Below are 14,745 nucleotides of genomic sequence, written 5' to 3'. Positions count from 1 at the left end.
CAAAAGTATGAAATTCAGTGAAAAGTGGTTACGCGAGTGGGTCAATCCAGCAATTGATACTGATGCGCTATCTGAGCAATTATCAATGGCGGGTTTAGAAGTTGATGGTGTAGACCCTGTTGCCGGTGACTTCCAAGGTGTGGTGATCGGTGAGGTGGTTGAGTGTGGTCAACACCCAGACGCTGACAAACTTAGAGTAACAAAAGTAAACGTAGGCGAAGACGAACTACTAGATATTGTTTGTGGTGCCGCTAACTGCCGTGCCGGTTTAAAAGTGGCGGTTGCTAAAGTGGGCGCAACGCTTCCAGGCGATTTCAAAATTAAGAAAGCTAAACTTCGCGGTCAGCCGTCTCACGGTATGCTGTGTGCGTTTGAAGAGCTTGGTATGGCGGAAAGTTCAGACGGTATTTTAGAACTCCCTATGGATGCGCCAATCGGTCAAGATATTCGTGAATACTTCGGCTTGAACGATGTAACGATTGATGTCGATTTAACGGCTAACCGTAGCGACTGTTTAGGGATCAAAGGTCTGGCTCGTGAAGTTGGAGTACTAAACAGCATCGACGTAACAGAAGTTGCTATCACGCCAGTTACACCAACGATTGATGATAAAATCTCTATTGAACTGGTAAACAGCGAAGCATGTCCGCGCTACTTAGGTCGTGTGATCAAGGGCGTTAATGTTAAAGCAGAGACCCCGTTTTGGATGGTAGAGAAACTGCGCCGCTGCGGTGTACGCTCGATTGATCCCGTTGTTGATGTTACGAACTACGTGTTGCTTGAGCTAGGTCACCCTATGCACGCGTTCGATTTAAGCCAAATCGAAGGTGGAATTAAAGTACGTAATGCCTTTGAGAATGAAGAGCTAGTATTGTTAGACGGCAACACGGCGAAGCTTAATCCATCAACACTACTGATTGCTGATGATAATAAAGCACTTGCGATGGCAGGTATTTTCGGTGGTGAACAGTCAGGTGTTAGTGACGAGACAAAAGACATCTTGTTAGAAAGCGCGTTCTTTGCACCGCTTGCGATTGCAGGCCAGGCTCGCAGCTACGGTTTGCATACCGATGCATCGCACCGTTATGAGCGTGGTGTAGACCCGGTATTGCAGCGCGATGCGATGGAAAGAGCAACAGGCTTGCTACTTGAAATCGTTGGCGGTGAAGCAGGACCGATTGTTGAAGCTGTGTCAGAAACTGATTTACCAAAAGAGCGTCAAGTCACTTTACGCCGTGAGCGTTTAGACCGCGTGATCGGTTATCATATCGAAGATGCTAAAGTGTCAGACATCTTAACACGTCTGGGCTTAGCGGTAACATTTGCAGGTGGCCAGTGGCAAGCTCAAGTGCCAAGCTATCGCTTCGATATTAGTATCGAAGAAGACTTAATTGAAGAAGTTGCGCGCGTATTTGGCTACAACAATATTCCAAATGTGGCACCAACCGCTGCGTTAAAGATGACAGATCATCAAGAAGCACGTTTGCCTGTAGCGCGTTTTAGAGATGAGTTAGTAAGCCGTGGTTATCAAGAAGCCATCACATATAGCTTCGTTGATCCAAAAGCACAACAGCAGCTACACCCAGAAGCAGATGCATTAATTCTTCCGCATCCAATTTCGGTTGAAATGTCAGCAATGCGTGTAAGCCTGATGACAGGCTTGATCAATGCGGTTTCTTATAACCAAAACCGCCAACAGTCACGTATTCGCTTATTCGAAACGGGCCTTAAGTTTATCAAAGACGACAACGCAGAAAACGGCGTGCGTCAAACTGCTGTGATCGGTGGTATCGCGTATGGTAACACGCATAACGAACATTGGTCAGTGCCTTCACGTAAAGTTGATTTCTTTGATGTGAAAGGCGATGTAGAAGCATTACTTGCGCTTTGTAACGACAAAGCACGCTTTAGTTTTAAAGCAGAAGCGAGCGATGGTTTGCACCCAGGTCAATCAGCTGCAATTTATGCAGACGGTAAAAAGGTTGGTTTCATCGGTGCAGTTCACCCTCAGCTATTAAAGCCGTTAGAACTTAAAGATACGCCATATGTATTTGAAATCGACATGGCTGCTTTAGAAAATCGCTTGCTTCCAGAAGCAGTTAGTATCTCGAAATTCCCATCAAATAGAAGAGATATTGCTATTTTAGTTGCAGATGACGTAAAAATAGGCGATATTTTAGAGTGCATTGAGAAAGTTGGCGGAAATCAATTAGTTGACCTAAACTTATTCGATGTGTACAAAGGGCAAGGGGTTGAACCTGATCATAAGAGTTTAGCCATTGCTCTAACATTACAAGCGGTTGATAGAACGCTCGAAGAGAAAGACATCAGCGCGGTTGTAGAAAACGTGGTGGCCGAACTGGCCAAACAATTCAATGCATCGTTGAGGGACTAGATATGGCGCTTACTAAAGCCGACATAGCTGAACACCTATTTGAAAAACTGGGGATCAATAAGAAAGATGCCAAAGACTTAGTTGAAGCGTTTTTTGAAGAAATCCGCTCAGCGCTAGAAAACGGCGAGCAAGTGAAGCTCTCCGGGTTTGGTAACTTTGACCTTCGCGACAAGAAGGAACGCCCAGGTAGGAACCCAAAAACTGGGGAAGATATTCCTATCTCTGCGCGACGCGTGGTAACTTTTAGGCCTGGCCAAAAGTTAAAAACCCGTGTTGAGGTCGGCACAAGCAAAAACTTGTAATATAAGAAAGCCTTGGTGGTGATACCAAGGCTTTTTTTATATTGAAATAGTTTTGTCACATATTCAAGCTACACTCTGCGCCTGTTTGCGTTCCGTGGAGTGAGGAGCTTATGCGAGGAGCACACTCCTTAAGCAAGTTGTTTAAGAATATCTTTATTGCTTGGTTGTCTTGCACCTTTGTATTTTCAATTGTGGCTGCCTTCACTTATGTGCATCAAAAAGAGACCGCTAAATCCAATCTTGTCACCGTAGCGAGTCGAATTGTATCTGACATCAACAAAGAGTTTGTCGTTGTAGACGATACCTTAAAACACGCCATCCACCTTTCTCCAAATTGCGACCCTGAGGGTTTACACCGCATGCGTCGATTGGTTTTTGAAAACCCTGGCATGAGCGAGATAGGGATCGTAGATAGTAAAGGGAAATTGGTCTGCAATTCTTTTGGGCAACTCACTCCACCTGTGAATACCAGTGCCCCAATAAAAAAGCCCGGACTTAGATACTATGGCCCAATTATTACCGACTATTTAGAACTTCCAGCCTTTGTTTTAGCGCGCACGAGAGACGATGGTTATGAGGTAAATGTGTTGATGCCGGATCATTGGCTAAAGAGTATGCTTGATATCTCGGCTCATCATAATACCGATTTTGCTGCCTTGGTTGACAATAGCACGGGTGTGCCGGTTTTTTTAAATGGTAAATATGCTTTGCCAATCCGCCAAAAACTATTTCCAACTGCTAATAGCCGCGCAGTAGAAGGACTCTTTGATGATGAAAAGGTAAAGTTTGCGTACGTTGCAGCTATTCCGAGTTTGCCGCAGATGAGCTTAATCATTGCAAAAAATGATGAGCAACTAGTGAGTCTAGGGTGGTTGTGGCTAGTACTTTGGAGTGTGTTGTATTGCGCCTCTTGGGTTGGCCTCACGTTGTTATTGATCAGTTATGACAAGCGCCAGCTAAGCAGTAAAACACAAATATTAAGAGCATTGGCAAATGATGAGCTATTTAATGTGTATCAGCCTCTTGTTAATGCTGAGGTGCCATCGATAGTGGGCGTGGAAGTACTCATTCGTTGGCGTCATCCACTTGAAGGTGTGCTCGGCCCCGCTTACTTTGTGCCAGAGGCTGAGCGTGATGGTACTATTTTAGATATCTCGATAGCGCAAGTTGAAAATGCTGTGCGAGATTTGACGGACATCTTAGCCGCTCAGCCAGACTTTAAGGTGTCGTTTAACGTTAATGGTTTACTTCTGGGCTCTAAACGCTATATCGATGCCTTACTTGCTGCAAAAAACCAAATATCCTCGTTGACTATTGAATTAACTGAGCGTGATGTGCTGACGCAGGCTCAAACGAAAACGGTACTCACCGAGCTCAAACGTGCTGGAATAGAAATCGCGATTGATGATTTTGGCACGGGATATAGTGGTTTGCAGTACTTACAAAGTTTTCCGATCGACCTGCTAAAAATAGATCAGAGCTTTGTTGCATCAATTGGCCTAGATACTTTGCAATCCCCGGTGTTATCGGCAGTGATTGATATGGCGGAAAAGCTGGATAAAAAACTGATAGCTGAAGGGGTAGAAACCCAAGCTCAAGCTCGTTATCTCAAAAGTCGAGGGGTGAATGTGCATCAAGGTTGGCTTTATTTCAAAGCACTGGAACTGCCGCAACTACAGCGTGAGATAGGTAAAGTGTTAGATAACAAAAGAGCGGCTTAGCCGCTCTTATTTAACCAAAGCTCAGAAAAAGGCCCAACTATTGTACAACCTCAGCGAAGTAGCAACCAAATGCATCAAGAGTTAGTACATTTGCGCTTGCCGTGCCGCTTAGGTGCTTCAGCTCACACTGCCTCAATGTAACTTCAGGAAGTGTCACGCTTTGTTGAGTAGCTGCTAAGTTGAATGCGCACAGCAGTGTCTGGGTTTGTGTTTTACGGTAAAAAGCTAACACCGGCTCTGGGGTATCAATAAACTCAATGTCACCTGTTTTTAGTGCAGGTTGCGCATTTCTCCACTGTAAAAAGGCTTGATAGTAGCTGAGCGTTGAATTGCTATCTACTGCTTGTTCGTCTACTGCTCGTAGAGCATGTGCTTCAGAAACTGGTAACCAAGGCTTAGACTCTGAGAAGCCAGCATTGGTTTTTGCCTTCGTCCACGGAAGCGGCGTTCTACAGCCATCACGGCCTTTAAAGTTTGGCCAAAAGGTAATGCCATATGGGTCCTGCAGCTCTTCGAAGGCAACGGCGGCTTCGCCAAGTCCTAATTCTTCGCCTTGATACATACAGACGCTACCGCGCAATGAACCGAGAAGGGCGGTGAGCATTTTTACCTGTGTATCGTTTACCTTGCCATCTACACTCCAGCGACTTGCTACCCGTTCTACATCGTGATTTGCAAACGCCCAACATGGCCAACCTTCGGTCATGACTGACTCTAAGCGAGAAACCGTTTCTCTGATGTACTTTGCACTATAGTCGTTAGTTAGGAGCTCAAAGCTATAACCCATGTGTAGCTTGTTACCATCGGCCGTGTACTCTGCCATTGTTTGCAAAGAGTCTTCTGAGCTTATCTCACCTAAGCTAACTGTGCCTGGGTATCTATCTAATAAGGCACGGATCTCTTCCATAAACAGTAAGTTTTCAGGTTGCGTATTGTTGTAATAATGGTACTGAAAAGCATAAGGGTTGTCTTCGCTAAAGCCACGACCTTGACGAAGCTCAATAGGCTTCGCTGGATTATCCCTAAGCTGCTTATCGTGAAAACAGAAGTTGATTGCATCTAGTCTAAATCCATCAACGCCTTTTTTAAGCCAAAATTCGACGTTATCTAGTACGGCTTTACGTACTTCAGGGTGATGGAAGTTAAGATCCGGCTGCTCAGTGAGGAAGTTATGCAGGTAATATTGGCAACGTCTAGGCTCCCACTGCCAGGCTACACCGCCAAAAATGGATAGCCAATTGTTTGGTGGACTGCCATCTGGATTGGCATCGGCCCATACATACCAATCTGCTTTGTCGTTTGTTTTGTCTTCACGACTTTCGACAAACCAAGGGTGTTGATTTGAGGTATGACTAAGAACCTGATCAATAATGATCTTAATATCACGGTTATGTGCTTCGCTGATAAGCGTGTCAAAATCCTCGAGTGTACCAAACATAGGATCTATATCGCGATAGTCGCTAATATCATAGCCAAAGTCTTTCATTGGTGACTTAAAAAATGGTGAAATCCATACTGCATCAACACCAAGCGATTTAATGTAGTCTAGTCGCTGAATAATACCCTGTAAGTCGCCAATACCATCTGCATTACTGTCCTGAAAGCTACGCGGATATATTTGATAGATAACCGCGCCTTTCCACCATTCATTATTTGCCATGCACTTTCTCCAGGCTATGTGCGTGTTTGTTTTGTGGCAGTGCTGAGTATCAAGTAAATACTATGCTAGGCACTTTCACCACTAATTTTGCCAAAGAATACGTCATGCTCATGGGGCTGTAAAAAACCTGCATACGTATGCAGGTTTTGTTGGGTAAATTTATGATAAGTCATTTACATAATTTTATTTTATAAAATAAATTTACCAATATTGGCCTTTAAAAAGGAATAACCAGACAAATAAAGCTTTTCGAGAGTGAACTTTTGGTAAGACCAATTTAACTTGGGTATGACTAGTGATGACATGTTGAGGATATTTTGATGCTCAGTCGACAATAATAGCCCATGAAAGTTAAGATTTAGTGAAATTAAAGCAGGTAAATAAATGCCGTCGGTCTTATGACCTTAACTAATAAAAATATATATTTATCATAAGGTTGAGTTTTATTCCTGTAAAAAGCCTGTAAATTTCGTTGAAATGCACTAGCTTTGAATACGTATGCATAAAGTTGTTTACAAATTTAATCAGCCGCTAGTATTTGACTGACAACAACTGTGCTCGTTTGTTTTTTCATCATTTTGCACGCCTGATGAACAAATCGCACAATATAATATGGTTAATTGGGATAAAACATTATGTCTAAGTTCAAACCGAGTATGCTAACGCTTGCGCTGATTGCTGCGGGTGTGAGCCATGCTGCTCCTGTTGAAGATAACACTGCTAATAATGAAGAAAATAACGTTGAGGTGATCGAAGTTCGAGGTATCTCGCGCAGTATCATCGCCTCAATCGATAAAAAAAGATTTAGCGACACCATTGCAGAAGTAGTTGATGCTGGAGACTTAGCTTCCTTACCTGACGTGTCAATCGCTGACTCGCTAAGCCGTCTACCTGGGATCACCGCGGTAAGAGCAAGTGGGCAATCTTCGCAACTTAATATTCGCGGGATGAACGGCGACTTTATTCAAACCACATTAAACGGACGTGAGCAGGCGAGTACCAGTGGATATACCGCAGGTAGTCGCTGGATTTCATTCGACCAATATCCGTCAGAATTAATTAATCAAGCCGCAGTGTATAAATCACCAAAAGCATCGCTGATTGAAGGTGGTGTTGCGGCTACGGTTGAACTTAAAACGGCAAACCCTCTCGATGCTGAAAAAGAACATAATTTTAATTCTTCGGTAAGATATTCCTACAATGATGCAGCGTCAGATGTAGGCGCGGATTCAACAGGCGAACGTATTAGTTTTTCATACCGAGGTAAATTCCTAAATGAGACACTTGGTTTTGCGATTGGTGGGGCGTATCTAAACCAACCAAATAACGCAATTGATATCTCAGCGCATGCACCTACACGCTCTCAGGATTTTGATGGCGATGGTACTGAAGAGCGCTCAGTCAATGGCTTTCAATATCGCTCAGCCAAAGGCAGCGATGAAAGACTTGGCCTGTTAAGCACCTTGGTGTATCAGCCAACAGACGCATTCAAAGTACAATTTGATTATTTCCATTCTAAGTTTGAATCGGAAGATAAAAAGAGCGGCTTAAATATTGAAGGGTTTTCAAAAGATATTAACTCGTTGTATACGGTTGACAATGCAGTTGTTAAAGATGGTTTTCTAGTCGCTGGGGATGTAACTATTACGGATCCCAATGGCCCATGGGTTGAGATGCGCTCTGAAGACCAATCAACGGACTCAACCACCGACAGCTTTGGTTTAAACTTGCAATACACGACAGATTCGTGGGAATTAAAGTTCGACTGGGCTCATAGTGAAGGGGAAAAAACTCGTAGAGACATGATTGCTTCAATGCATGCATACGAATACGGTACGTCTACACTGGAAGATGGAACATTAGTTAACACTTGGCAAGAATTAAGAAATCAAACGTTTTCTTTTGAACAAAGAGAGAAAGACTCACCACTGTTAACTCTTGGCAACGGGTATACCGACCTATCTAATATGCGACTGGGTGATTGGGAACAATTCCCTCACAAGTACACAGACGAGTTAGATAGCATTAAGGTTGATTTTAAGTATTTTATTGAGAACAGCTTTATTTCTTCGATAGAAGTTGGTGCGCGTTGGTCTGACCGTGAATTTACGGATCAACGCTCGACATTTAGATGGGGCGCACGTGAAGGTCAAAATGGTTACCAGTTACCGGATGGCACCATCGTCACGAACAAAGGCTGCGAATTTAATGATCAGAACCACCCGTGTATTCCTCACGATTTGACGGGATATGTTTCGGTTAGAGATACTCGAGGTTTCCAATATTTGGAACTAGATCTTGAAGGTATCGCTAACGAAGTATTTGGTCCGGGTAATTATGAGGCGCAACAAACTTGGGGCCACAATTGGACACTTATTGAAAGTGGAGCTGTTCGAGAAGAAGTATTAGCCGGTTATATTATGGCAAATATAGATACCGAAATTGCCGACATACCAGTGACGGGTAATTTTGGCGTTCGAGTAGTAAGAACTGATACGAAATCAATAGGCATTCAACAGATCCAAGGCGATGAAGTTGGTGACTCAATCATCGATGACAATGGCGTTGAAAGAACCGATTATCGTCATGTTAATTATGGTCCTGAGTATACAGACACATTGCCTTCACTAAACCTCAATTTCAGAGTGAGTGACACGGACCAAATTAGGTTTGCAGCTGCGGAAGTTATTGGCCGTCCACCTGTCTACCAGCTTAGAGGTGGTGCAGGGTCTTGGGCTGACACCGCAAATGATGGTACTAGTCCTCGTTATAATGTGTGGTCAAAAGGTAATCCAAATTTAGACCCGTTTAGAGCGACTCAAATTGATTTATCTTATGAGCGTTACTTTGAAGATGGTGGTGCTTTTGTTGCCGCGATATTCTGGAAAGATATTGAATCTTTGATTGAAAGTATTACTTATCAAGAAGGTGAAGTTGACTGGGCTGATATTGGCCTAGAGGTACCAGATGGGTTCGTTGCAGGTCAATACCAAACGACTCAGAACAATGATCAAGGTGGATACATAAGAGGTATTGAGCTTGCTTATACCACGATGTTTGATAATTTACCGGGCGTCTTTTCGGGTTTAGGTTTTAACGCTAACTATTCATATACTGAGAGCGAAACAACGGTAGATGGCGGTGGTAACTTCCCTGATCAGCAATTGCCACTCCCGGGTCTATCAAAAAATGTTTGGAGTGCGACGGTATTTTGGAACATAGACTCGTTCACAACACACCTGAATATCCGTTACCGTGATGAGTATGTGTATGAAGGGGCTTCACCTGGTGGCTCTTCTCTAGCTTGGGCTGATGAATATACTGTGGTTGATTGGCAAGCATCGTACAACTTTGAGAATGGTTTGGAAGCCGTCTTACAGGTTAATAACCTAACTGATGAGCCAAATACCACTAACTATGGTACTGCACTTGCCACTGGTGAGTACAAAGAGTTTGGTCGCCAGTATTATTTAGGGTTTAACTATAGCTTCTAATTAGTTGCAAGCATCCATGGCCACCAAAGTAACACCTGCTTTGGTGGCTTTTTTATAATCGCTCAAAGCGCAATGAGTGGTTATCATCAATTATCTAAATTGATATGTTTGTTTCACTTTCAATACGTGGTTTTTAATAGGTTTAAGGTGCGAAGGCGATGAAAAATCAGAAAATAGTGATTTTAGGTGGTGGAACTGCAGGTTGGATGGCCGCGAATATGATGGCAAAAAGCTGGGCAGATAAAGCGATAGAAATCACTGTGGTTGAATCTTCTAGCATCGGGACTATTGGTGTTGGTGAAGGGTCTACTCCGCAGTTCAAAGGATTTATGGACTATTTAGGTATCTCGGAAGCCGAGTGGATGCCGGCTTGTAATGCGACCTATAAAAATGGCATTCGGTTTATAGATTGGTCGACAAAACCTGGGTTTTCTAGCTATTTTCACCCATTTCCTGCACAACCAGATGACTACAGTGCACCGGCTTTTTTTCATAACAGCTTTGTTCGGCGTAAGGCGATTGACGTAGAAGGCCACCCAGACCACTTTTTTTTAGCGACTCACTTGGCTGATTTAAATAAATCCCCAATTGCTGCAGAAAGCTTCCCATTCGAAATTAATTATGGTTATCACTTTGACTCAGCATTGCTTGGCCAGTTGTTGGCTCGCAAAGCGGCTGAGTTTAATGTAAAACACATTGATGCCACAATTACCGACGTTCGGAAACACCTTGATGGTGATATTGCGGCACTGATAACGTCTGATGGTACAGAAATCGCTGGTGATATTTTTATTGACTGCTCGGGCTTCAAAAGTTTACTGCTACAACATACTTTAGGTGTGGGTTTTGAGTCATTCGAGTCCAATTTATTTAACGACGCTGCGGTCGTTATACCTACCAAGCAACTTGACACTATTCGCTCCGAAACACAATCTGTTGCGCGTCAATTTGGGTGGTCTTGGCACATTCCACTAACGAACCGTATCGGCAATGGTTATGTTTATAGTCAGCGTTACTGCGATGCGGATCAAGCCGAAACCGAGCTAAGGGCGGCTTTGGGTTTGTTGGACTCAGAAGTAGAAGCTCGGCATATAAAAATGAAAGTCGGGCAAGTTAAAGCGCATTGGAGTAAAAACTGCATAGCGATTGGTTTATCTCAGGGCTTTATAGAGCCATTAGAAGCAACTGCTTTGCATATAGTCCAAGAAACCGTTCAAAGTTTCATTGAATGCTATCAAGATGCGGATTTTACCGATGGTAACAGAGATAAACACAACCGCGCTTTGAGCGAACGGTATCAGGCTATTCGAGACTATATCGTCGCTCATTATCGTGTGAATAGTCGTACTGACACCAACTACTGGCTTGATAATGCCAACAATAACCACTTATCGCGGTCACTCTATCAAATTTTACAGACTTGGGTTTCTGGTAACAACTTATCGGATGAATTAGTTCGCCAAAACGTTGACCAATATTACCCTTCAGTCAGCTGGCATTGTTTATTGGCAGGTTATGGTATCTACCCAGAACAAGCTCAGCTTAAGTCAGGCAATGCCCTAGCAAACCAACATAACATCGAAAAAGTGAATGACTTCATCAGACGATGTGGATTGAATTTTAAAGATCACCGAATGGAGCTAGAAAGCTTTGCGGCAAATGTTCACTAGTAACTTGGTATTAATCGTTATAAATAAAATCTAATCAAGGGTCTTTCTGAATACATATGTAATGGGTTCAGTACGTTCGTTTACGCAAGTAGACTCTTTTAAAACAGCATTATGACAACACTATGAAAAATAAATCTCTACTATTGGCTGTGTCAGCGCTTTTGGGTGGTGCAGTAAGTTTAAGCGGCTGTGGCCCCAAGCTAGTTGATAAAAAAACCGAACAAATGACATTGCAATCGGAAGTGGCACCAGTGAGCAAACCCGTTGTTTATCAAGTCTTCACAAGGCTCTTTGGCAACACCAAAGCGGTGAACAAACCTTGGGGAACGCTAGAGGAAAACGGCGTAGGCAAGTTTTCTGATTTTACTCCTACGGCATTACAACAAATTAAGGCGATGGGTGTGACCCATGTTTGGTATACCGGTGTACTTCATCACGCTGTAGTGACGGATTATAGTAAGTATGGGATCAGCCAAGATGATCCTGATGTTGTAAAAGGCAGAGCGGGTTCACCCTATGCAATAAAAGATTACTACAACGTTAACCCTGATCTTGCTAACGATCCTTCTGCGCGACTGGCTGAATTTGAAGCCTTAATCAAGCGCACACATGACGCTGGCTTAAAAGTGATCATCGATATTGTGCCAAACCATGTCGCTCGTAACTATGAGTCACTCGGTGCGCCTAAAGGAACTGTCGATTTTGGCGCGAATGACGACACGCAAGTTGCATATGCTCGGGACAATAACTTTTATTACGTGGTTGGTGAGGAATTTACAGTACCAACGAGTGAAGGCTATCAGGTGTTAGGTGGTGGTTCTCATTCATTGGCGGATGGCAAATTTGCAGAAAATCCAGCAAAGTGGACCGGTAACGGTGCTCGTGCGGCAAAGCCTGATATTAATGATTGGTATGAAACCGTCAAAGTGAATTACGGGGTGAAGCCTGACGGTAGCTACGATTTCGACCGCTTGCCTGACGATTATGCTCAGCAGGATTACCGTGCACATTTTGAATTTTGGCAACACAAGCAATTGCCAGATAGTTGGTACAAATTTCAAGCCATTACGCACTTTTGGTTAGAAAAGGGCGTAGACGGTTTCCGTTACGATATGGCGGAAATGGTGCCAGTAGAGTTTTGGAGCTTCCTAAACTCGTCGATTAAAACAAAAAATCCTGAAGCTTTCTTGCTTGCTGAAGTCTATAACCCCACTTTATATCGCCCGTATATCAAGCAAGGGAAGATGGATTACCTTTACGACAAAGTGGGTTTCTACGACACCTTGAAGGCGTTAATGCAGGGCAAAGGTAGTGCCCAAGCGGTGTTGGATATGCATCAATCGGTAGCCGATATTGCCCCCCATATGTTGCACTTTTTAGAAAACCATGATGAGCAGCGTATCGCAAGCCCTGAATTTGTAGGCGATCCGCTAAAAGGTAAACCCGCTATGGTGGTTAGTCACCTGATAAGCACAGCGCCATCGATGATCTATTTTGGGCAAACATTAGGGGAAGACGGCTCTGAGCAGGCGGGGTTCGGCAGTCCAAGCAGAACCAGTATCTTTGACTATATAGGTGTACCCGAACATCAAAAATGGATGAATAACGGGAAATTTGATGGCGCGCTACTTTCAAATGAGCAAAAGGCACTTCGTAATTACTACGTCAAATTACTCAATCTTGCAAAGCAGCCGGCGATTGCGGCTGGTGAATACCAGCAAGTCGCTCTGAGCGCTGAGATGCCAAGCAATGCTGAAACAGTCATGGCATTTGGCCGTAAATTAGGTCAACAAAAGCTGTTGGTCGTGAGCAACTTTAATGCAGAACAAGAACAAATAGTCACCATCAATCTGCCTAAAGGGTGGCATGGTGTTTATAACGATGTTTTAGAGTCACACCCGACTTTACAATTACAACCAACGACTGATGGCGAGCACGCCAACGCAACGATTACGCTAGCACCGCTTGCCAGCGTGGTTTATCAATTAGAGAAGTAACCTATGCAACAAGAACAACAAAAACCACAACTCAGTTTTTGGCAGATATGGAATATGTGCTTTGGGTTTCTTGGGATCCAATTTGGTTTTGCACTGCAAAACGGCAACGTGAGTCGTATTTTTCAAACCCTCGGTGCTAAGGTCGATGATATCCCTATTTTGTGGGTTGCAGCGCCCTTAACGGGTTTAATCGTGCAGCCAATTATCGGCTACTGGAGTGATAGAACATGGGGAAGACTTGGCCGTAGAAGACCATTTTTCTTGTGGGGGGCTATTCTCACCACGCTATCGCTTTTCATCATGCCCAATTCTCCAACACTATGGATTGCGGCGGGTATGCTGTGGATCATGGATGCGTCTATTAACGTCACGATGGAGCCGTTTAGAGCATTAGTAGGTGATAATCTGAATGAAAAGCAACGTGCTACAGGTTATGCGATGCAGAGCTTTTTCATTGGTGTTGGTGCCGTGGTCGCGTCTGCGCTGCCTTGGATGATGACCAATTGGTTTGAGGTGAGTAACACAGCTCCTGCAGGACAAATCCCTGACTCGGTAAAATACGCATTTTACTGGGGGGGAGCTATTTTGTTCATCTCCGTATTGTGGACGATTCTAAAAACGAAAGAATATAGCCCTGAGCAACTCGCTGCTTTTGAACAAGCGCAAACGAATACGCAAAGCGCAACACTGTCAGACCTACCTGTGAACTTTTTAAAAGGCAGTGCGGTGAGTGGTTTCATTGGCGTTATTGTGTTGCTTGCCGTTGCACTTTTTGGCCTTGAAAAAGAGCTTTATTTGCTTAGTGGGCTGCTTATCGCTTTTGCAATTGTATTTGTCATTGCGCATGTGATGCAGCAAAAACAGCGTATAAGTAATGGTTTTTATCATGTTATTTTTGACCTATTTACGATGCCAAAGACCATGCAGCAGCTTGCTGTGGTACAGTTTTTTAGCTGGTTTTCGCTATTTGCCATGTGGATCTATACCACCTCAGCGGTGACGAGCCATCACTATGGTACGTCAGATGTAACGAGCAAGCTTTATAACGACGGTGCTGATTGGGTCGGGGTGTTATTTGCAGCCTACAATGGCTTTGCTGCTATTGCTGCGATGGTGATCCCATTCATGGTTAAGCGCATCGGCCTCAAAGGGGCACATGCAGCTAACTTGTTTTTTGGTGCAGTGTCTTTAATTAGCTTCAAATTTATTGGTGATCCCACATTACTTTGGTTGCCAATGGTGGGCATTGGTTTTGCTTGGGCATCTATTTTGTCATTACCTTACGCGATGTTAAGTAACGCTTTGCCAAGCAACAAAATGGGTGTATTTATGGGGATCTTTAACTTTTTTATCGTGATCCCACAATTACTCGCCGCCAGTATTCTAGGTCTAATTCTGCGTCATGGTTTTGATAACCAACCGATATTCGCACTCGTCATCGGAGGCGTGTCATTTTTACTCGCTGCATTAGCTGTTTCAAGAGTCACGATAAAGGCTCAATAAGGA

8 protein-coding genes are annotated in these 14,745 nt (G+C 43.7%); 7 read left to right on the top strand and 1 reads right to left on the bottom strand.

Annotation, left to right across the window (positions count from 1 at the left end; translation table 11 throughout):
* Positions 1-7 precede the first annotated feature (7 nt).
* The 3 genes from pheT (at position 8) to EXT47_RS09865 (ending at position 4,418) form a co-directional block, all read left to right on the top strand.
* Positions 8-2,395: a phenylalanine--tRNA ligase subunit beta gene (gene pheT, locus EXT47_RS09875; RefSeq protein WP_130126506.1), complete on the top strand. Its 2,388-nt coding sequence runs from the start codon at positions 8-10 to the stop codon at positions 2,393-2,395.
* Between the two features lie 2 nt (positions 2,396-2,397).
* Positions 2,398-2,697, top strand: coding sequence for an integration host factor subunit alpha (gene ihfA, locus EXT47_RS09870; RefSeq protein ID WP_010377997.1), 300 nt, complete (start codon positions 2,398-2,400; stop codon positions 2,695-2,697).
* Between the two features lie 110 nt (positions 2,698-2,807).
* The gene (locus EXT47_RS09865; RefSeq protein WP_130126505.1) at positions 2,808-4,418 is read left to right on the top strand and encodes an EAL domain-containing protein; all 1,611 of its coding nucleotides are present in this window, start codon (positions 2,808-2,810) and stop codon (positions 4,416-4,418) included.
* A gap of 37 nt (positions 4,419-4,455) precedes the next feature.
* On the opposite strand, the gene EXT47_RS09860 is transcribed toward EXT47_RS09865, so the two are convergent.
* A complete protein-coding gene (locus EXT47_RS09860; RefSeq protein ID WP_130126504.1) occupies positions 4,456-6,078 on the bottom strand; it encodes an alpha-glucosidase family protein in 1,623 nt (540 codons plus the stop codon).
* Between the two features lie 635 nt (positions 6,079-6,713).
* Here EXT47_RS09860 and EXT47_RS09855 point away from each other — a divergent pair.
* The 4 genes from EXT47_RS09855 (at position 6,714) to EXT47_RS09840 (ending at position 14,742) form a co-directional block, all read left to right on the top strand.
* Positions 6,714-9,572, top strand: coding sequence for a TonB-dependent receptor (locus EXT47_RS09855; protein ID WP_130126503.1), 2,859 nt, complete (start codon positions 6,714-6,716; stop codon positions 9,570-9,572).
* A 158-nt stretch (positions 9,573-9,730) separates the two neighbouring features.
* Complete coding sequence (locus EXT47_RS09850) at positions 9,731-11,242, top strand: tryptophan halogenase family protein (RefSeq protein ID WP_039495533.1); 1,512 nt, start codon at positions 9,731-9,733, stop codon at positions 11,240-11,242.
* Between the two features lie 122 nt (positions 11,243-11,364).
* The gene (locus EXT47_RS09845; protein WP_039495535.1) at positions 11,365-13,239 is read left to right on the top strand and encodes an alpha-amylase family glycosyl hydrolase; all 1,875 of its coding nucleotides are present in this window, start codon (positions 11,365-11,367) and stop codon (positions 13,237-13,239) included.
* Positions 13,240-13,242: 3 nt separating this feature from the next.
* Positions 13,243-14,742 carry an MFS transporter gene (locus tag EXT47_RS09840; RefSeq protein ID WP_039495536.1) on the top strand — a complete coding sequence of 500 codons (1,500 nt, stop codon included), beginning with the start codon at positions 13,243-13,245 and terminating at the stop codon, positions 14,740-14,742.
* Positions 14,743-14,745: the final 3 nt, after the last annotated feature.

It is taken from the genome of Pseudoalteromonas sp. CO342X, from assembly GCF_004208915.1.
In the GTDB taxonomy this organism is placed as follows: Bacteria; Pseudomonadota; Gammaproteobacteria; order Enterobacterales; family Alteromonadaceae; genus Pseudoalteromonas; species Pseudoalteromonas maricaloris.
Note: the sequence above shows the minus strand (reverse complement) of the source record. Positions and strands in the feature narration are given on the sequence as shown.